The organism is endosymbiont of Lamellibrachia barhami, assembly GCF_011947365.2.
Classification (GTDB): Bacteria; Pseudomonadota; Gammaproteobacteria; order Chromatiales; family Chromatiaceae; genus QGON01.
The window spans coordinates 3,868,581-3,886,442 of the sequence record NZ_JAAVSH020000001.1 but is presented as its reverse complement, the minus strand read 5'-3'; the positions used below and the strand labels follow the sequence as shown (position 1 = coordinate 3,886,442).

The 17,862-nt window shown below is 54.1% G+C and carries 17 protein-coding genes and 2 pseudogenes; 12 read left to right on the top strand and 7 right to left on the bottom strand.

Translation table 11 applies throughout. The features are described 5' to 3' along the window. Positions 1-11: 11 nt before the first annotated feature. Positions 12-1,226, top strand: a complete 1,215-nt coding sequence (locus tag G9Q73_RS17785) for a response regulator (protein WP_177420971.1) — start codon at positions 12-14, stop codon at positions 1,224-1,226. After that, positions 1,223-2,428: an HD domain-containing phosphohydrolase gene (locus G9Q73_RS17780; protein WP_177420970.1), complete on the top strand. Its 1,206-nt coding sequence runs from the start codon at positions 1,223-1,225 to the stop codon at positions 2,426-2,428. The genes G9Q73_RS17785 and G9Q73_RS17780 overlap by 4 nt, the downstream gene beginning before the upstream one ends. On the opposite strand, the pseudogene G9Q73_RS19860 reads toward G9Q73_RS17780, so the two are convergent. The 3 genes and pseudogenes from G9Q73_RS19860 to G9Q73_RS17770 form a co-directional block, all read right to left on the bottom strand. Further along, a pseudogene (locus G9Q73_RS19860) lies at positions 2,413-2,598 on the bottom strand (IS481-like element ISGme9 family transposase); the annotation flags it as partial. The gene G9Q73_RS17780 and the pseudogene G9Q73_RS19860 sit on opposite strands and share 16 nt — an antisense overlap. A gap of 58 nt (positions 2,599-2,656) precedes the next feature. After that, positions 2,657-2,944, bottom strand: coding sequence for a hypothetical protein (locus G9Q73_RS17775; protein ID WP_177420969.1), 288 nt, complete (start codon positions 2,942-2,944; stop codon positions 2,657-2,659). A gap of 99 nt (positions 2,945-3,043) precedes the next feature. Further along, positions 3,044-3,691: an ankyrin repeat domain-containing protein gene (locus G9Q73_RS17770; protein ID WP_177420968.1), complete on the bottom strand. Its 648-nt coding sequence runs from the start codon at positions 3,689-3,691 to the stop codon at positions 3,044-3,046. Between the two features lie 92 nt (positions 3,692-3,783). Here G9Q73_RS17770 and G9Q73_RS17765 point away from each other — a divergent pair, with 92 nt between their 5' ends. From G9Q73_RS17765 to G9Q73_RS17755, 3 genes are all read left to right on the top strand, one after another. Next, positions 3,784-4,179, top strand: coding sequence for an antitermination protein NusG (locus tag G9Q73_RS17765; RefSeq protein ID WP_177420967.1), 396 nt, complete (start codon positions 3,784-3,786; stop codon positions 4,177-4,179). A gap of 78 nt (positions 4,180-4,257) precedes the next feature. After that, positions 4,258-5,853 (top strand): potassium channel family protein, encoded by a 1,596-nt coding sequence (locus G9Q73_RS17760; RefSeq protein ID WP_177420966.1) that lies wholly within the window; start codon positions 4,258-4,260, stop codon positions 5,851-5,853. Then, positions 5,853-6,593 (top strand): potassium channel family protein, encoded by a 741-nt coding sequence (locus G9Q73_RS17755; protein ID WP_246345375.1) that lies wholly within the window; start codon positions 5,853-5,855, stop codon positions 6,591-6,593. The genes G9Q73_RS17760 and G9Q73_RS17755 overlap by 1 nt, the downstream gene beginning before the upstream one ends. Here G9Q73_RS17755 and G9Q73_RS17750 read toward each other — a convergent pair. Beyond that, complete coding sequence (locus G9Q73_RS17750) at positions 6,579-6,920, bottom strand: hypothetical protein (protein ID WP_177420965.1); 342 nt, start codon at positions 6,918-6,920, stop codon at positions 6,579-6,581. The genes G9Q73_RS17755 and G9Q73_RS17750 overlap by 15 nt on opposite strands. A 137-nt stretch (positions 6,921-7,057) precedes the next feature. Between G9Q73_RS17750 and G9Q73_RS17745 the strand changes: the two genes are divergently transcribed. Beyond that, positions 7,058-7,993, top strand: a complete 936-nt coding sequence (locus G9Q73_RS17745) for a DUF3108 domain-containing protein (RefSeq protein WP_177420964.1) — start codon at positions 7,058-7,060, stop codon at positions 7,991-7,993. Between the two features lie 167 nt (positions 7,994-8,160). Here G9Q73_RS17745 and G9Q73_RS17740 read toward each other — a convergent pair whose 3' ends face one another. Beyond that, a complete protein-coding gene (locus G9Q73_RS17740) occupies positions 8,161-8,736 on the bottom strand; it encodes a hypothetical protein (protein WP_177420963.1) in 576 nt (191 codons plus the stop codon). 146 nt (positions 8,737-8,882) lie between these two features. On the opposite strand from G9Q73_RS17740, the gene G9Q73_RS17735 reads away from it, so the two are divergent. After that, positions 8,883-10,193 (top strand): cytochrome c family protein, encoded by a 1,311-nt coding sequence (locus G9Q73_RS17735; RefSeq protein ID WP_177420962.1) that lies wholly within the window; start codon positions 8,883-8,885, stop codon positions 10,191-10,193. Positions 10,194-10,349: 156 nt separating this feature from the next. On the opposite strand, the gene nadA is transcribed toward G9Q73_RS17735, so the two are convergent. Continuing rightward, a complete protein-coding gene (gene nadA, locus G9Q73_RS17730; RefSeq protein ID WP_177420961.1) occupies positions 10,350-11,420 on the bottom strand; it encodes a quinolinate synthase NadA in 1,071 nt (356 codons plus the stop codon). Between the two features lie 317 nt (positions 11,421-11,737). Here nadA and G9Q73_RS17725 point away from each other — a divergent pair, with 317 nt between their 5' ends. Together G9Q73_RS17725 and G9Q73_RS17720 are read left to right on the top strand one after the other, a co-directional pair. Then, a complete protein-coding gene (locus tag G9Q73_RS17725) occupies positions 11,738-12,610 on the top strand; it encodes an HDOD domain-containing protein (RefSeq protein WP_177420960.1) in 873 nt (290 codons plus the stop codon). Positions 12,611-12,646: 36 nt separating this feature from the next. Then, the gene (locus G9Q73_RS17720; protein ID WP_177420959.1) at positions 12,647-13,819 is read left to right on the top strand and encodes a sensor domain-containing diguanylate cyclase; all 1,173 of its coding nucleotides are present in this window, start codon (positions 12,647-12,649) and stop codon (positions 13,817-13,819) included. Positions 13,820-13,901: 82 nt separating this feature from the next. Here G9Q73_RS17720 and G9Q73_RS17715 read toward each other — a convergent pair whose 3' ends face one another. Beyond that, complete coding sequence (locus G9Q73_RS17715) at positions 13,902-15,422, bottom strand: dynamin family protein (protein ID WP_177420958.1); 1,521 nt, start codon at positions 15,420-15,422, stop codon at positions 13,902-13,904. A gap of 326 nt (positions 15,423-15,748) precedes the next feature. Between G9Q73_RS17715 and G9Q73_RS17710 the strand changes: the two are divergent. From G9Q73_RS17710 to G9Q73_RS17700, 3 genes and pseudogenes are all read left to right on the top strand, one after another. Next, positions 15,749-16,143, top strand: a pseudogene (locus tag G9Q73_RS17710) (SCP-2 sterol transfer family protein). Positions 16,144-16,302: 159 nt separating this feature from the next. Next, positions 16,303-17,406 carry an efflux RND transporter periplasmic adaptor subunit gene (locus G9Q73_RS17705; RefSeq protein WP_246345812.1) on the top strand — a complete coding sequence of 368 codons (1,104 nt, stop codon included), beginning with the start codon at positions 16,303-16,305 and terminating at the stop codon, positions 17,404-17,406. A 174-nt stretch (positions 17,407-17,580) separates the two neighbouring features. Further along, on the top strand, positions 17,581-17,862 hold a 282-nt coding region (locus G9Q73_RS17700; protein WP_439654719.1), incomplete at its 3' end, for an efflux RND transporter permease subunit.

Here is a 17,862-nt window from a genome sequence, read left to right as displayed (position 1 = left end):
AGGGAGGAACCATGAAAAAGTCTATTTTGTTTGTGGATGACGAACGGAGTGTTCTACAAGGTTTGCAACGGTCGCTTCGCGGGCAGCGCAAGGAGTGGGAGATGGTGTTTGTGGATAGTGGCACGGAGGCATTGAAGATGGTCAATGAAAAAAACTTCGATGCCATAGTCACAGACATGCGGATGCCGGGAATAAATGGAGCAGAACTCCTGGGTGTACTGGCAGCAGATCGTCCAGAGTTGGTTCGCATCATTCTTTCCGGTCATTCCGATGAGGAGTTGATCATGCAGTCCGCCGGTACTGCCCATCAATTCCTGACGAAACCCTGTGACGTCGATACCCTGAAAGAGACGTTGAACCGCGCTTTTGCCCTCAAGCGCTTTCTGGGTAACGGGCAGCTTCACTTCTTGGTAACCGGGATGACGAGTCTGCCCAGCATCCCCAAGATATACCAGGAGATCATGACCAAGCTGCGCTCCCCGGAGACTTCACTTTACGAAATAGGGGAGATTATCGGCAAGGATCCGGCCATGACGGCAAAGATCCTGCAACTGGTAAACTCCGCCTTCTTCGGTCTTGGCCGACATATCTCTGACAGCAAAGAGGCAGCCACATTGCTCGGTCTTGATGTTCTCAAAGCGCTCGTGCTTTCGATCGGTATCTTTTCCCAGTTCAACCAAAAACGAGTCAAGGATCCGGCTTTCTCAATCGAGTCGCTACTGGATCATAGTCTGGCGGTGGCCAGGCTGGCCCAGCGCATCGCGCAGGCTGAAGGGGTGGACAAGGAGGTGGCTGACGACTGTTTCCTGGCTGGGATATTGCACGATATCGGCATGCTGATCCTGGAACAGAATTTTTCTGAAGATTATGTAAAGGTCAGGGTGCAGGTGAAAGACCAGGATATGGCTCTATGTCTGACGGAACGGGAGGTTTTCGGTACGACCCATGGTGCAGTAGGGGCATATCTCTTAGGACTCTGGGCGTTGCCCGACTCCGTAGTGGAGGCGGTCGCCTTTCATCACCAGCCGGGACTTTCCAGCTACAACTGTTTTTGTCCGCTGAGTGCGGTACATGTTGCCGACGTATTGATTCACCAAACCGGACTGTCGGGGGGCATGTTTCCCAAGGAGGCCAAGGAGGTGGACCGTGAGTTTCTGGCCCGGGTCGGGGTGTTGGATCGACTGAACACCTGGGAGAAGCTGCAACCCGAGGAGAATGAAGCATGAGTGATAAAGCTGAGTTGAGTGGTATTTCCGCTCAAACGAAACTTATGCCCTTTGGGTATAAAATCCTGTTTGTCGATGACGAGCCCAATATCCTGAACGCATACCAGCGACAGTTGCGTAACCGGTTTCAGCTTACGACAGCACTCAGTGGGCGGGAAGGTTTGGAGATTATTCAGAAGGAGGGGCCATTCTCTGTCATCGTCGCCGATATGCGGATGCCTGAAATGGATGGCATTGCCTTCCTTGAGAAGGTGCAGGAGATAGCGCCGGACAGTATTCGCCTCATGCTCACCGGCAACGCTGACCAGCAGACCGCCATTGATGCTGTCAATAAGGGCAATGTTTTCCGTTTCATGAACAAACCCTGCCCGTACGAACTGCTGGTTAGCACTCTTGAGGCAGCGCAGAAACAATACCACCTGATTCATGCGGAGCGGGAGGTTCTGGAAGGCACCCTGAACGGATCCATCAAGCTGTTGCTTGAGATATTGTCAATCGCAGTGCCAAGCATATCGGATCGCACCGTCACTTTGCGGGAGACAGCCATTGGGGTGGCGCATGCAATGCAGGTCTTCAACACATGGGAGTTGGAGACAGCCGCCATGCTATCCCATATCGCCTACATCACGCTGCCACCCGAGACACTGGCAAAGACACGCTCGGGTGAGCAGGTGTCTGAGGCGGAACAGCAAATCATCGACCATCTGCCGGAAACGGGTCATAAGCTACTTGCCAATATTCCACGTCTCGAGAGAGTGGCGAAAATCATCCTCTATCAGGACAAGAATTTTGATGGTTCTGGCGTGCCCTTCGATGCCGTCTCCGGGGAGGATATCCCTATAGAGGCTCGCATTCTGAAGGTGCTACACAGCCTGAAGGACCTGGAAGAGAGAGATGGGCTGTCAGCTGACCTGGCCTTGGAACAGATGCAGGAAACCAGTGACACTTATGACCCGCAAGTATTACAGGCAGCGGCCAAGTACCTCATCACTGGAGAAGATGAGTTGCCCCACATTGACGTAGATGTCAGCGAGTTGCAAGCGGGTCAGGTACTGGTCTCAAATGTGGAAACTGAAAATGGACGGCTGCTCTTTACCTCCGGGCATAAACTCTCAGGCGCTATTGTAGAAAAACTTATCAACTACCATCAGGTCCAAAAAATAAGAGAACCCATCCAGGTGTTTGTTCAACGTGATTTGTAATCAAATTCACCCACTTGAAGTTGATCATGGATGAGTTTGAGTTTTTGCTCTTTAACATCGATGGTAGTCACTACGTATTCGTACTGGAGGTCTGGTGAAACTCGGAAACGCTCACCGAATATATCGAGTTTGCGGTTACTCCGAATAAACCGGAGCAGGTGATAACGCCCTGCCCCTTAGTTTCTCCGCGGGCTCTGCATTTATTTCGAGATTTCTGGAGGCGGTTCCTCAGTCGTCTCCGATCCACCCCTGCAGGGCTGCGATCACCGCCTTCGCCTGATCCTTGCTGGAGATGTTGAACTTGGATTTCGCCTGATACTCGCCATTGCGCTTCTGGAAGCGGCGGATGGTGTATTTTTCCTGGCCATACTCCTCTTTGCCCCGGTTCCACTCCTGGAAACGGAAGATGATGGTGGTCCAGGCGCCTTTGGTGAGTATCACCTTATCCAGTTCCTTGACGATGTCGACACCGTCTTCAGTGTAGTTGACGGTGAGTTCTTCGGGAGTCGATGCCATAGCTGTTTCACTTCGAATCGGTTATGTGTGGTTGGCGGAATATACATGGCTTGCCGGGATATTTCATGTGGCGTGAGCTATCTCCCTAAAGCCTTTAATCTATGGAGTGGCGACAACACCAAATTTATTCAGCATATCGGCGATATCCTTCGCGCCGGTCTGTTGGGCAATTCCGAGCGGCGTTTGGCCGTCAGCGTTGACCGCGCTCAGATCTATGCCCCCGGTGATAAGGTGTTTGGCGGCAATGCGCCGGTTTTTCGAGGCAGCAATATGCAGTGCATTGTTGCCTTTGTCATCCAGCGTATTGATGTCAGCGCCCTGTTTGATGAGAAAATCGAGTACATCGCGGTCCAGGCTGCCGGTAGCGGCTGTCTTCAACAATAAATTATTGGCATCGAGACGGGCACCCTGTTTTGCCAGGTAGGCGGCCGCCAAGGTGCGTCTTGCCAGTAATGCCGTCCCCAGGGGCGTCTGTCCTGTGGCATCCAACTGATCAATGGCAGCGCCGTTCTTCAGCAGTATCTTGATCACCACCTGTCGGCCCTTCTCTGCCGCCACGTGGAGGGCGGAGCGGCCATCCGGGCCTGGTGCATTCACATCAGCGTCCCAGTAGAGGTTTCGCTCTATCTGGTCGATATCGCCTACGTGCACCGCACGGTAGAGATTGACGGTTGGGGGTTCCGGTGCGCTGCAGGCGATGAGCAAAAGCGCGTAAGCTGAGATGGCGATAAGGAGGAATCGTTGCATATGACGATGTTAAATCGATAACTGATGATCCTGCAACCTGTTAATAGCGTTAATAGCCAGATGAATGGTGGGCGTGATACTGTTTCGCCCCCATGATTACAAAAATTCTCTTTACCCTTGCTGTGATCGGCATCGGTTGGCTGGTGATACGGCAGCGCTCGCGGCGTGCTGAAGTGGCGGCAACCGAACAGCCCAAACGGGTCGCAGCGCCGCAGCACAGGGTATCGAATCGTACGCCACGGCTGGCAGCCTATGGCCTGATTGTATTCATGATATTGGCGAGTGGAGTCTTTCTCTATCTGCAGTGGCGGGATGAGTATCGGGTTGTCACCGTCCGTGTCATCAATTCCCAGACCGGGGATACGGTCAGTTACGAGGCCCGCAGGGGTGATGTGGAAGCCAGAGAATTCGTAACGCTGGATGGCCGCACTGTGAATGTGGCTGCGGTTGAACGGATTGAGACAGGCGCTGAATCCAGGGTCGAATAGTGTAGAACTGCCTGGTTCTGCCGATAAGCGTTATCATGTCGCTGTTATCCGATATCCATTTCTCCCTACCGGCATAAGATGGACAACATACACCGGCTGATCCAAACCAGTTACAAGTTGAAAGACTCGGTTCGCTACCGGCGCGCCAAGAATTTTTTCTATGATCTGCTGGAGAATCCCAAGGCGCGGATCCGTCCCTATTTCGATGTCTTTATGATCCTGCTGGTGGTGACCAGCGTCTGGGTGCTGATCTACGATGTGCGTCATGATATGGGGCTGTTTGATGATCTCTTCGAGTGGGTTGCGGTCACCATCTTCATCATTGAATATTTGCTTCGCTTCTGGATCTATAATGACAGCCATAAGGTGATTCTCAGCCACTATGAACGGGCTGAGTTTATCAATCAACCCTTCCATGCGTGGCCGGCGCTGCGCGAAGTGGTGGCCAAAAAGTGGGAATATATGACGCAGCCCCTGGCGATCATCGACCTGCTGGCTATCATCCCGACCTACCGTCCCCTGCGTTTTTTGCGCATCTTTTTACTCTTCCGGCTATTTAAGCTGTTCCGCTATACCCGCAGTATCAGCGAATTCGTCAAAGTACTGAATGAGAAGCGGATCGAGCTTTTCACCCTGTTCATCTTCATGGCCTTCATCACCTTTACGGCCGCCACTGCACTCTTCTTTTTTGAGACGGATGTTGTAGACGGAAAAGGTGTCGGCAGCTTTTTTGAGAGTATCTACTGGGCATTGGTGACCATGTCCACTGTGGGTTACGGTGATATCACGCCGCATACCACTGAAGGTCGGGTGGTGACGATTATCCTCATCATTGCCGGACTGGGGGTGATCTCGTTTTTTACCTCCATCATTGTCTCCGCCTTTGGCGAGAAGATGCACGAGATCCGTGCGCAACGGGTTTTTTCCGAGGTGGAGCGCAAACATATCGATCTCATCATCTGTGGTTACGGTCGCGTGGGGCAGGTGGTGGCTGATCAGCTTGCGCTCGACCAACGGCAGTTCGTGCTGGTTGACCCACAGGAGAGCAACGTCCGCTTGGCCAAACAGAAGGGGTATCTGGCGGTTCAGGGCGACGCGGCGGACAGTGCCCTGCTGGAGAGTCTGGGTATTGCAACCCAAGCGAAAAGATTGCTCTGCCTCACTGGTGACGATGTGGTGAATGTCTATATCACCCTATCAGCCCGCCAGATGAATCCGGAGATTGAAATTATCTCCCGCGCCAACCACCGGGAGAATGTGGCCAAACTGCGTTTGGCTGGGGCCGATCATACGGTTGCCCCCTATGAGATCGTAGGATTGATTGCAGCGGAGTATGTGGGGCAGCCGGTCGCCTTTGAGGCGATTTACGGCATGCTGACCGGACAGAACGATGTTGGAATTGAAGCGGTACGGGTGCGTAGCGGTTCCGTATTGGATGGGCGGTGCATGGCTGATATCGGCTTTCGTCAACGTAAGCTGATCCCCTTTGGCGTGGTAAGGGAGGGCGGTTGTCCGGCCGATGGTTCATCCGGCGCCTATGAGATCGAGGGCCGCTGTTTCCATTTCAATCCAGCCCCGGATTTTGAGTTGCAGGCTGGGGATCTGGTGGTGATGTTTGGCCACGAATATAGCGTGGTCCATTTTCGTGACTGTCTGGAACGGGGGACACTCTGATGGGACGAAGTGACACCCTGATGGGACGCAGTGACACCCTGATCTTCGGTTGTGGTCCCATGGGACAGGAGGTTGCCGAGCAGTTGATCGGCCGGAAACTGCCGGTCTATCTGTACAGCAGCGACCTGGACCGGGTGGCAGAGATGTTGGCCAAGGGCTTGGATGCGGCGGTGCTCGATTACACCGACGATGACAAGCTCCGCCAGGTCGGTATCGGGGAGTGGGTCAAGGTCGTCTTCTGCCTGTTTCCCGAAGAGGCGAAAAACGTCTTTCTCACCCTGTCGGCCCGCGCCCTCGATCCCGATCTGAAGATCATCTGTGTCTCAGAGTCTCCCCAGTCCGGGCAGAAGTTGTTTGCGGCCGGTGCCAGCAAGGTCATAGATCCCTACGAGATCAGCGGGCGAAGGGTTCATGAACTGATCGCCCGGCCGATGATCGTCGATATGCTCGAACACACAGTCTTCGGCAAACACCTCGACATTGCCGAGATCGAGATACCATTGGACTCCTGTCTCTCTGGCAATCCTCTCAGTGCCCTGGATTTGGGCGGGCGCTATAACGTGGTTCTGATGGGTGTGGTGGATGTCGAGATGAGCGACAGCCTTATCTTCAGCACCAGTGGCGTCGACCATAAACTGGATGCCGGGGATATGCTTGTGGTAATTGGCCCGGCGGTCGAGATCACCCGTCTGAAGGGTGATCTCGAAGAGGATAGAACAGACCAGTTATTGGGGGGCTGACAGGAGGTTTGCCAGGGTTGCTGATGCATTGCCTGTCTGTGCCTGCATCACCGCTTGCGGTGTCGTGCCCAGACGTTCCAGCACCTGATCCAACAGTGAACGTGCCTGCTCAGGTGTTTCAAGTGCGCCATCCGGCCGGCTCTGTTCCAGCTCAAAAAGTTGGCGTGCCCCATCAATCTGTACATTGGTCGCCGTTGTCTCTGTATCATGGGTTCTTGCAGGTGCCTCTTCCGCTTCCCCCCGGCCCTTGGTTGCAGTACGGTTTGAATGTAGTGAAGGCTCGGTTGTGAGGGTAATCGGTTTGTCGCCATTGATGGGGTTGACCATGTTTCAGCTCCTGTTGCGTCGAAAGTTTGACGTATTCAGTCTATATTCAGGTTTTATCACCTAAGCTGCGAGAAACGTGCCAATTTATGCATGATGGAAAGTAGGGTTGGCGCATAATGTCGGGTGAAGGGTGTGCTATGAACAGATATGTCTTGAGAGCTAAACTTTTTTTTGCTCTCTATCTATTCTCTTTCGGGTTGGCCTGCGGGGGGGGGATACAAGCCGCCAGGGCATCATTACCTGAACATCTGACCTACAAAATCTCCTATCAGGGGATATTTTCCGGTTTTATCCATCTGGATATTGCCAGAGCTGATTTGCGTGTGGCCGGAGAGACAGTGAAGATTGCCGGACGCGTTGCGAAGGTGGCCACTCTCAAGGTGACCACGGAGCCCTACCGTAAGGCGGAGGTACTGTTTCCAGTGCGCTACCAATACCGCAGCTGGTATGAACCCAATGGAGAGAATGCACTTCTGGTAACTGAGTCCCTGCAGGCGGATGAGATCAGCAATGAGATGATCTGGTTCGATCGCGACGAGGGAGTGGGTCATAGATATGAAGTGAAGGCCACTGCCTCGGACGGCGGGAAGAGGCCACCGTTGGAACTGCTGCAAAAATTTGCAGACTTGCAGGTCTGGCCGGCAGTGCTGGAGGAGTCCTATCAACAGGGTATTGGCCGGGATGAAATGTTTGATCATCTCTCGATGATGCAGCGGTTGCGGGTTTTGGATCTGCAGCCGGGGCAGGTGTTGGATCTGCCGGTGTTTACCGGCAAGCAGTTGAAAAACTACCGGGTGGTGGTGACATCGGAACCGATTGAGGGAAAAGCGGAGGAGAGTGCGCTGCTCAAGCTACAGATCTTCTCTTATGATGCTGCTGAGGATGATGTCGGTCAGAAAACCTATATCTGGCTGAGTGCGGACGATCAGCGGGTGCCGTTGCGATTCTATGCCGAACGGGCCTTCGGTTACCTGGAGGCCGTGTTGGAATCGGGAGAATCCGGTGGCAAGCAGCGCAGTGGCTTCACGCCTGCCACCAATGCTTTCGAACAACTGGAAGCATTTTACTTTTGAGCGGGTGTGGTGTCTGCCCAGAACCTACTTAGTGTCCATCTGGAAACATTGTTTTTACTACGAAGCGCACGAAGAACACGAAGAAAATTCATGGTTAATCAATCCTTTACCTTCATGCTCTTGGTGTTCTTTGCGCCTTTGCGAGAATTATTGTTTTTGGCCGTACACTACTTATGATCGTTTTTTGCAGACTCGTCGATCTTGAGGTGGCTGATATTCGGTAACGGTGCTGCAGGGGTCGGGATTTGGCAATCCTCCAGACTTCCTTCCCGTGCCTGACTGACGGAGAGTTCCCCTGTATCGATGTTAGCGGGTGGCGGAGGCTCAGTTTCATCAATAAGCGTTCCCGGTGCATCCAGGTGGATGGCGCTGATATCGGGAATGACCTGAGGTTTCACTTCCACAGCGCAGTCGATCAGGCTGCCGGTGTTGGCAGGCGATAGGTCGTAATCCGGCGCGGTGGGCGGTGCTGTTTGGGGTTCCGCCGCTGGCGCTGCCTGCTTGGGCTGCTCGATCGGCCGGATCTCCACCAGCGCACCTGCATCCCTGAAGGCGACGCGGTATTTCACCGCTTGATCCATGTCGATGCCTTTTTTGATGGCCACAGGCTGGCCGGAGAAGAGCCGCTCCAGTTTTTCACCTTCCAGTTTGAATAGGGCGCCGACCTTGTTACGTACCTCAGCGGGGTCTTTGCCCTCGATGATCCTGCCGGCGAAATAGACGTCGTAGGTATCGAAGCTCATGGCTGATTCTCCTAATAATCCCGCCAGTGTACTCCCCCCGTTTTCATCTACAACCCCGGGCTTGAGAATTGTCATCTGCGTGGAAAAAGGATTGGCGTAGGATTCGCGATTCGATAAAAACTTAAATTTGTGGACTAGGAGGGCTCATGATCCGCAACAAAAATATGCATATTTCACTCATCTCCCTTGCCGGACTTTTGTGCGGTGCGCTTTTTCAGACATCACTCGTTGCCGCCACATTGGACGGCAACGAGGTGCCGATGCATCTGGTCAAATCTGAAACCTGCAAAGAGTGTCATAAAAAGATCTACAAACAGTGGAAAGGCTCCATGCATGCGCAGAGCACGGCACTGAAGGATCCGATCCATGGCGCATTCTACCGGCAGGTGGTGGGTGATCCGACGAAAGAGGGTGTCAAACACAAGGCCTCGGGTAAATATCCGGTCTGCCTGGAATGTCACTCTCCCAACGCAGCACTGGACAAGACCACAAAACTCGACGCCTTGCCAGCCTACAGCGAAGGGGTCAACTGCGTTGCCTGTCACACCCTGAAAAACTATAAGGGAATCATGGGCGCCAACGGCAAGATGAAATTGGGCGCCAAGGCTTGGGATCATTCCGATGCGCTTCAGGGACCCAACGGTTTCCTGCATGAGCAGGGTGCGAAGGCCGACAAAGTGCGTTTTATCGCAGAGGATGAGGGTGAGCTGAATCCTCATCTTGGACGGGATAACAGTGGCAAACCCTATATGTCAGAAGAGGATATGAAGGAGATCAACCTGCCGCTGGAAGGCAATGCTGCGATGAAGACCTCTCAGGCCTGTCTCGGTTGCCACGACAAACGCAATAATCCCAAGGGCGTTTCACTCTGTCAGACCGGTGATGAATATCTGGAGGGCAAGAGCCGCGAGACCTGCCAGTCCTGCCACATGCCGATGAGTGATGGTATTGCCGATCATTCAATGGGCGGTGGACATAACACTGCGATGCTGCGCCGGGCCGTTCGTTTCGAGGTCCAGACCGAGAAGCAGGGCGACAAGTTGGCGGTAAATGTGGAGTTGGAGAACCTGCAGCCACACAATGTGCCAACCGGCGCGCCGTTTCGCAATATTTATGTGAAGGTGACCGCGCTCTCCAAAGACGGTGAAGTACTCTGGAAGAACTTCCAGAAGCACCCTGCTAAAGAGGATCCGAAGGCCTTTTTTGTCTACACCATGACCGATGACGCCGGGCATCCAGCCCCGCCACCCAAGGCATCGGCTGTTGGCAAGAACACGCGCCTGAAGCCCTATGAAACACGGGTGCTGGGCTATCAGGTGCCGGCAAAAGGTGTCGATTCCGTGCGCGCTGAGCTCTACTATAATCTGCTTTGGCCAGGACTGGTGAAGAAGTTCAAGATGCTGCCGGAGGATCTTAAGGCGCCCAAGCTGATTGCCTGGTCGGAGAACAAGCTCTGACACTGAGTCGGTGAGACGCCACCGGAACCAGTGATGGTTCCGGTGGTCTTGAGTGCCAGGTACCGGGGTCGGAGTCAAATTTGACAGGTATCGCGGCACTGACAACATTATCACTCGATCAAATTTGACTCCGACCCCTCTATCTCCTCTGGGCTCTCAAGCGTTGCCCTTTTCCTTCATGCCGATGTCATGTGTTCTGGCGAAGTCCAACATGCGCTGGATCGGCACCACCGCCCGTTCCTGTATCGCGGGGTCGATGTGGATCTCATTGGCGCCGCTCTCCAGCACCTCCGCAAGATTTTGTAGCGCGTTCATGCCCATCCAGGGGCAGTGGGCACAACTGATGCAGGTTGCGCCTTCACCGGCGGTGGGCGCTTCTATAAGCACCTTGTCCGGGGCCATCTGCTGCATTTTATAGAAGATGCCGCCATCGGTGGCGACGATGAACTCCTTGTTCTTCATCTCCGAGACCGCCTTGATCAGAGCGGTGGTGGAGCCAATGACATCCGCCTGGTCGACGATATTTTGTGGTGACTCGGGATGCACCAGCACTGCAGCATCCGGGTGCAGTCGTTTGATCCGCTCCAGAGCCACAGATTTAAACTCTTCATGTACCACGCAGGAGCCGGGCCAGAACAGCATCTCCGCACCGCTAACACCTTGGACATAGTTGCCCAGATGTCTGTCCGGCGCCCAAAGTACCTTCTCGCCCTTCTCAGCCAGATACTTGACGATCGGCAGAGCGATACCGGAGGTGACCACCCAGTCGGAGCGGGCCTTTACTTCCGCGCTGGTATTGGCATAGACCACCACCGTATGGTCAGGGTGTTGGTCACAGAAATCGCTGAACTTGTCTGCAGGGCAGCCTTCATCCAATGAACAGGTTGCGCCAAGATCGGGCATGATAACCCGTTTTTCCGGGCTGAGTATCTTTGCGGTCTCACCCATGAATCGCACGCCGCAGACGACCAGGGTTTGTGCCTCCTGAGCGGCGCCGAAGCGGGCCATCTCCAGTGAATCAGCTACGCAGCCGCCACTCTCCTCCGCCAGCGCCTGCAGGTCCGCATTGGTGTAATAGTGGGCGACCAGGACGGCATTCTGTTGTTCCAGCAATTTTATAATGCGTCGCTTGAGTGCTGTTTTTTCACTGTCCGAAAGGGATGGCCACTCAGGGTGGGGCGGAACGTCTATGGTTGGTAAGTTGAGAGGGGATTGTTGTGAACTCATGACCTGATTTTGATGCGATGTTATTTGGATGATTTCTTTCCGGTTTTGGTGCCTGGGCGTAGGCTGATGCGCGCGAGGGAGCAGTTGCTGGTTCCTGAAAAACACGGTGTCATCAGATGCTTCAGTAATACCTCCAATGATACAACGAAAGGTAGCTCCTCCGATACTGCAAGCCTGTTTATGCTTGTGGTGCAGTTTTCCGTGATCTATTATCAAGACTTAAAGTTGTATTGCGGGTTTATGCTGTCCTGTGGCCTAAAGAAAATGACTTTTGTGCCGATCAGATGAGTATCTGAAACCATCGTGGGTTTGAAAAAATGGCTATTGCACAAGCCGCAAAACAAAAAATCATACAGATCAAACACCTGCCGCCTCTGTCGGGTACGGCAAGCAGTCTGCTCGGCATAGTGTCCGATCCAGATGTCGATATCGATGAACTTTCCCGGATTATTGGTCAGGATCCAGGGCTGGCAGCGCGGATCCTTGGGCTGGCGAATGCGGCCTATTTCGCCCAGCCGCAGCCGGTCAATACCGTCAAGGAGGCGATCATCCGTGTGCTGGGACTCAATATGGTGAAAAGTCTCGCGCTGAGCATTGCAATGTGCGGGGCTTTCGATACCTCCAGGTGTCCGGGTTTCGAGCTGGAGAAGTACTGGTTTTCCGCCTTGGGGGGGGCAGCGCTTGCCCGGCGACTGGCGATGAAGATGGCGCCGGGAGAGCGGCCTGACGCGGATGGCGTCTACTTGGGTGGTCTGTTAGTCGATCTGGGGATTTTGGTACTGGTAAACAGTTTTCCGCAGGAGTATTCCCAGGTGCTGCAGCGGCAGCAGCTCGAACCGGAAGGGGAGATGGTACAGCTCGAGCAGGAGCTGATCGGACTCACCAGCAGTGAGGCGGGCAGCTGGCTGGCGGACCGCTGGCATCTCCCTGAATTGGTCGTGCGTGTAATTAATTACCAAATCTATCCCGATGATTTCCGATCGACGGGGGAACGGAGTGAGATATTACTCGTCGGAGCCGCTCTGCGCTGGATCAAAGGTTCGTTGAGTGGTGACCAAATATCGTTGAAAGAGGATATGGTGTTACAACAGGGTTTGGGAATCTCGGCTGAGGTGCTAGAGTCACTGGAAGTCGAATTTTCAGAAAAAGAGGATGAGATTCGGACACTCGCGAGAATGTTGGCGGGATAGAGGCATCGTATGGATTTGTCCTTCAATCATACATCAATGGATTTACGTGAAAGATTTTTCAGCCTGCTGGATTCTCTGTCCGCGCTCAGGGCTCTCACTCAGCTTGAACTTGATGGCCTGACGGAAGAACAGGTCATCGAGAAAGCGCTGGGAGAGTTGGTCAGATATCAGAATCTTGAGAACTGTTCCATATTCCGGCTTGAAGGTAATGAGCTGCGCTGCGTGGCGGGTACCAGCATCAATGAATCCCACGGCATGGTTGCGGGTGGCAAAACCGATTCAAAGACCCGGCAAAATTTCATGCGGTTTGCTCCCGGCGAAGGGATTATGGGCATTGCTTTGCAGACAGGGCAGCTACAATATTGTCGTGACTGCGCACAAAATGCCAGTTTCAAACCCAACCCCTTGCTTGGTGGAGACCTGCCAGGTTCACTGATCTGTGTGCCGATAAAGATGGCCGACGATGTGCTGGGTGTTCTGAACGCCTCACATCCTCTGCCGGAATATTTTGAACCTTGGCAACAGCACACCCTTAGCCTGTTTTGTAGTTCGCTGGGGCAGATGCTGCACAATCATCGAATGCTGCACGACCTTGAATATCTGGTGGATCAACGTACCCATGAACTGCGTACTGCATTGCAGGAGGCAGAGGCGCTTAAGCAGAAATATGAGCAGCTCTCTTCGGTAGATGAGTTGACCGGGCTGCCGAATCGCCGCTACTTCTTCGACGAGGCGGAAGTGCTGGTCTCGCAGGCGAAGCGTTATGAGCTGCCTTGCAGTCTGATGTTGATGGATGTGGATTTCTTCAAACGGGTCAATGATAACTGGGGGCACGCGATTGGTGATCGGGTGCTCTGTATGATTGCGGATGTTCTCAAGGATGAGATCAGAACCGGGGATATCGTGGCCAGATTGGGCGGCGAAGAGTTTGTGATTCTTCTGCCCAATACGGGTGTGGAGGGTACCGAACTGATCGCGCAACGGATTCAGGAGCGGTTGCTCAGGATCGAACTGAAAGATGAAGCGGCAGCGAATCCGGAGATTACCGCCTGTATCGGTATCACTCGTCTGCGTCCGGAGAGCCAGGAAGAGAGGTCAGTGAGTGAGCTGGTGGATCAGCTCTACACTGAAGCCGACCGCGCCATGTACCAGTGCAAACGGGAAGGCCGCAACCGGCGCAAGGTGTTTGACAGTAGCGAACACGGTTAAGCACAACCCTTTCACCGCAGGAGCGGTGCCCCACCCGATTTTGCCATCAATTTCGCGGCGGTGTACCGCTCCTGCGCTCTTCTCAAGTGTTCTCGATAGTGGCTGCAGCCTGTTTGACGGCAGGCTCATCGGCGAAGGAGGGAGACGCCTCGTCCATGGTGATCTGGGCAGAGCCGGAAGGGTTGGTGAACTGATCGTTGAGGGTCTGTACGTAGAGGTCTGTCTCCTGCAATACATTTTTCAGCTGTTTACGGGTCTTGCGGCCCCAACCGGCGGGGTTGCGCCTGAAAATGCTGCGCCAGGGCTTGATGCTGCGCAGAAAGCTGCCAACCGGGTTACCCTTCAAATCGGCCTTTTCAGCCTGTTTTCTCAGTGAGCCCAGCAGCGTTTTTGCTGCCAGTGATCTGATGCCGAAATGGACCAGAGTCAGTACTAGCAGCAGTCCGATTATCACCAACCAGGGCTGGATGCTGCCGGGGGTGGTGTCGAGCCAGGGGGGGGCGAAGCTGATGCCTTGCCAGTACCCGGCGTTGATGGTGAATCCCAGCAGGAGCAGTAGCAGGCCGCCCATGACAATGCCGTCGCCCCAGAGTACCCGTTTACGCCAGGATTCGAGGGTGCGGATAACCATTGGGATGGTTCGCTCCCCGATATCCCGCGCGGTCTTTTCCAAGGCGCCTACGATGCGATAGGCACGTTCGATCTCGACCTCTTCCATGCGGCCATGAATCTCTTTGAGGTCTTCATCCCGTTTTGATTCATAACGTTGGCGCAGGGCTTCGTCTTCGATGGGCACTGCGGCATCGGGATTGTAAATGGCGTAGAAACGTCCCGCAGTGAGACCGCGTTCACCCAATGCACGCTGCCAGGCTGCAATGACATCTTCCGGGTTGTTCTCCCGGGCTGTGGTATCGATCTGGTTCAGGATGTAGAGAAATTTTCCCGAGTCGGGACGTTTGATGGTGTGTTCTATCAGATGGCTGAGCGTGTCCCGCATTGCGCCGGGTTCCGGGTGCCTGGCATCAAAGAAGACCAGTACCAGGTCGGAGAGATCGATGATGTGGTCAGTGATGCGCAGTGTGGAGGTGCGTTGTGCGTCGGCATCGAATCCAGGGGAGTCAATAAGTATCTTGCCCTTCAGTTTTTGGCTGGGGCAGGTCTTCAACTGCAGATAGGCGTCGATGCGGACGCCTTCGCCGGTCGCAACCTTCTCGATCTCGTTGGACATCTGATAGAAAGGAAAACGGGGATCGGAATCCAGTGCCACGCCAGGCAGGGCGTGCGCCGTCTCTTCCCGGCTATAACAGAGCACGGTGAACTTGTCGTCCACGGCCTGGTTGCCGGAGCGTTGCATCTTGTGTTGGATATAGTGGTTGATGAAGGTCGATTTGCCCGCTGAGAAAGTGCCAAGGATCGAGATAAGGGGCCACCAGGGGATCTGAGTTGCGAAGGAGTTGTCCCCCTCCAACAACCCAAGCCTGAAGGCGATCCCGTCGAGCATACGGAAGCTCTGCACGGTTTTCAGCAGAACCGGGTTTTCCTGTTCGAGATGGGATTCAAGATGTGCTAAACGCGACTCGATAATCTGTCCGGCGGGGTGCATCTTCAGTTTGACTCCTAAATTGCAAACGGGCGCTTTTTATTCATTATGTGGTAAATACTAGCGCGTGAAACAGGGCGGCAACAGACCTATTTTGAGTTTAATTTTTCCCGATAATCGAACATTCTTCGGTTGTTGTTTCTAGGTCTTTGATAACTATATATTTAGGAAATTAGGTAATTACTGAAATTTCTATATGACAGGCGTTTTTGCGAGCTGTTTATTTGCATTGGTAATCTGCTTCGTGGATACTGATAGGTTCCGAGACACTCCCTCCGGCAGGGTTGTCCCGCAATTAATTCAACTGAATATATGCCTGAGGAGGCGACATGGCCGAGCTGTTTTCCGATGAGTGGATGAAGAGTTTCATGGGGCACTGGAATGCCGAGCCCGAGTTGTCAGATGCACTGGCACAGATTGGTTTCAATAGTGTGATCGGATATGGATTTGATGGCGAAGCACAGCCCAAGGGCGTGCTCGTGGTGGAAAACGGCAAGGCGACAGCTGCCGGCGCCTTCGATGGCCAGGAGATGAATTGGGATATCCGTGCCTCTGATGAGCAGTGGCGCAAATGGATGACCAAGCCTCCTGGAATGATGGGGCTCGGCTTGGCATTTACCTCGCGCAAGATGAAGTTCGTGGTTGAGACTACTCCGCCATGGTCAAGGATCCGCGCATGGCGAAGCCGTTTATCAAGAGCTTCTCAGTGATGGGGCGCGCCTGATTATTGGATGGTTTTTCATCGCTCTGCTACCTCATGGCATCGAGAATGGCAGTTGCAACAGGCTATTATTCCACAATTTCACTTCAAGCATTTGGATAGTACGGAACTATGGGTGACAGACTAAAGGCGTTGATTTTGAGCGCCGGGATCGCATCTGCAATGGCGGTGTCGACCAGTGCAGTGGCGCAGGCGCCACTGAGTGGCGGCGACTACTTTGTTGTACAGCAGTCGCAGGGCGTGCCGCATGTCTCTCTTGGTGGCACCGTGGTGCCATACAAAGAGGTGACCCTCTCAGCGCAGCTGCCGGGTCGGGTCAAGTTTCTCGCAGGCATCGAAGGTGATGCCTTTAAGGACAGAGATCTGCTGGTGGAACTCGATGACAGCGAGTTACGCGCCAAGCGCCAGGCCGCGATGGCGCAGCTGGCGAACGCCGATGTTCAGCTGCGAAATGCGGGTGTACAGTACAATCGCGAACTCTGGTCGCCCAAGACCAAATCATCGATGGGCGGCATGGGCGTACCCAACCTGTTCGATCAAATGTTCACCAGTCCCATGGAAGACATGATGGGTGAACGCGACCGCGATGTTGAGCGCGGCGCCGATATCTACTCTTCCCAGACCCGCATTCAGTCGGCGCGCAATTCAATCGTCCGCGTGCAGTCCGAGATTCGGGCGATCGATGCCAAGCTCAGGGATGCCAAGAGTGTGGCGCCGTTTAGCGGCATGATCATGAAAAAGTTTATCGAGGTGGGGGACACTGTTCAGCCGGGTCAGCCCCTATTGAAATTCGCCGATGTGGAGTATCTGCAGATTGTTGTGGATGTCCCGGGCCGTCTGCGTCCCGGTCTGAGTGAAGGCATGATGCTGCGGGCGGAGCTGGATATTGGCGATCAGGAGATTCCGGTGCGGGTCGCGCAGATCTTTCCCATGGCTGATGCGCAACGTCACACCGTGACCGTCAAGTTCGATCTGCCCCAGGGAGTCTCTGCACCTGGTATGTATGCCAAGGTGATGGTGCCTGATTTCAATGCGCCGGCACGCAGCAACCCGGTTATCCCCAGTAGCGCAATTCGTTACAACGGCAGCCTCCCCGGTGTCTATGTGCTCGGTGACGAAGGCAAGCATCAATTGCGCCTGATCCGGGTGGGTGAGCAGCTTCCCGGCGGCTATACTACTGTCCTGTCCGGTCTCAAGGCCGGCGAACGGATAGCGCGTAATCCCGGTGTCGGTATCAGTGCCGGTTGGACCTCGCCGTCCAGATAGGCGGCGTCTCCTCAGTCGTCTAGCATAATTTTTTGAAGACATTTGAATCGAGGGGAGGCGTACCTCCCCGGGTTTTTGCCCTGAACCCTTGCAAGATCATCGGATCCTGCAGTTGCAGATACTTTGAGTCCGCACATGAGTCAGAACGACAATAATCTCGATCAGCCCCATTCGATGGACCCCAACAACGACGCGCATCTGGGTCTGGCAGGCAGAACCGCCAGATTCTTCATTGAGTCGCCTCTCTCCCCCCTGTTCTTCCTGGCCATGATGTTAATGGGGCTGCTCGGTCTCGTCATCACGCCCCGCCAGGAGGATCCGCAGATCTCCGTGCCGATGGTGGATATCTTCGTTCAGTATCCCGGTGCGGCTGCGGAACAGGTATCCGGTCTGGCCATAGCTCCGCTGGAACGGATCATGTCGGAGATTCCGGGTGTGAAGCACGTCTATTCCGCA

Coding starts and splice junctions, on each gene's coding strand:
- G9Q73_RS17785 (WP_177420971.1), top strand. CDS start 12: ATGAAAAAGTCTATTTTGTTTGTGGATGACGAACGGAGTGTTCTACAA.
- G9Q73_RS17780 (WP_177420970.1), top strand. CDS start 1,223: ATGAGTGATAAAGCTGAGTTGAGTGGTATTTCCGCTCAAACGAAACTT.
- G9Q73_RS17775 (WP_177420969.1), bottom strand. CDS start 2,944: ATGGCATCGACTCCCGAAGAACTCACCGTCAACTACACTGAAGACGGT.
- G9Q73_RS17770 (WP_177420968.1), bottom strand. CDS start 3,691: ATGCAACGATTCCTCCTTATCGCCATCTCAGCTTACGCGCTTTTGCTC.
- G9Q73_RS17765 (WP_177420967.1), top strand. CDS start 3,784: ATGATTACAAAAATTCTCTTTACCCTTGCTGTGATCGGCATCGGTTGG.
- G9Q73_RS17760 (WP_177420966.1), top strand. CDS start 4,258: ATGGACAACATACACCGGCTGATCCAAACCAGTTACAAGTTGAAAGAC.
- G9Q73_RS17755 (WP_246345375.1), top strand. CDS start 5,853: ATGGGACGAAGTGACACCCTGATGGGACGCAGTGACACCCTGATCTTC.
- G9Q73_RS17750 (WP_177420965.1), bottom strand. CDS start 6,920: ATGGTCAACCCCATCAATGGCGACAAACCGATTACCCTCACAACCGAG.
- G9Q73_RS17745 (WP_177420964.1), top strand. CDS start 7,058: ATGAACAGATATGTCTTGAGAGCTAAACTTTTTTTTGCTCTCTATCTA.
- G9Q73_RS17740 (WP_177420963.1), bottom strand. CDS start 8,736: ATGAGCTTCGATACCTACGACGTCTATTTCGCCGGCAGGATCATCGAG.
- G9Q73_RS17735 (WP_177420962.1), top strand. CDS start 8,883: ATGATCCGCAACAAAAATATGCATATTTCACTCATCTCCCTTGCCGGA.
- nadA (WP_177420961.1), bottom strand. CDS start 11,420: ATGAGTTCACAACAATCCCCTCTCAACTTACCAACCATAGACGTTCCG.
- G9Q73_RS17725 (WP_177420960.1), top strand. CDS start 11,738: ATGGCTATTGCACAAGCCGCAAAACAAAAAATCATACAGATCAAACAC.
- G9Q73_RS17720 (WP_177420959.1), top strand. CDS start 12,647: ATGGATTTACGTGAAAGATTTTTCAGCCTGCTGGATTCTCTGTCCGCG.
- G9Q73_RS17715 (WP_177420958.1), bottom strand. CDS start 15,422: ATGCACCCCGCCGGACAGATTATCGAGTCGCGTTTAGCACATCTTGAA.
- G9Q73_RS17705 (WP_246345812.1), top strand. CDS start 16,303: ATGGCGGTGTCGACCAGTGCAGTGGCGCAGGCGCCACTGAGTGGCGGC.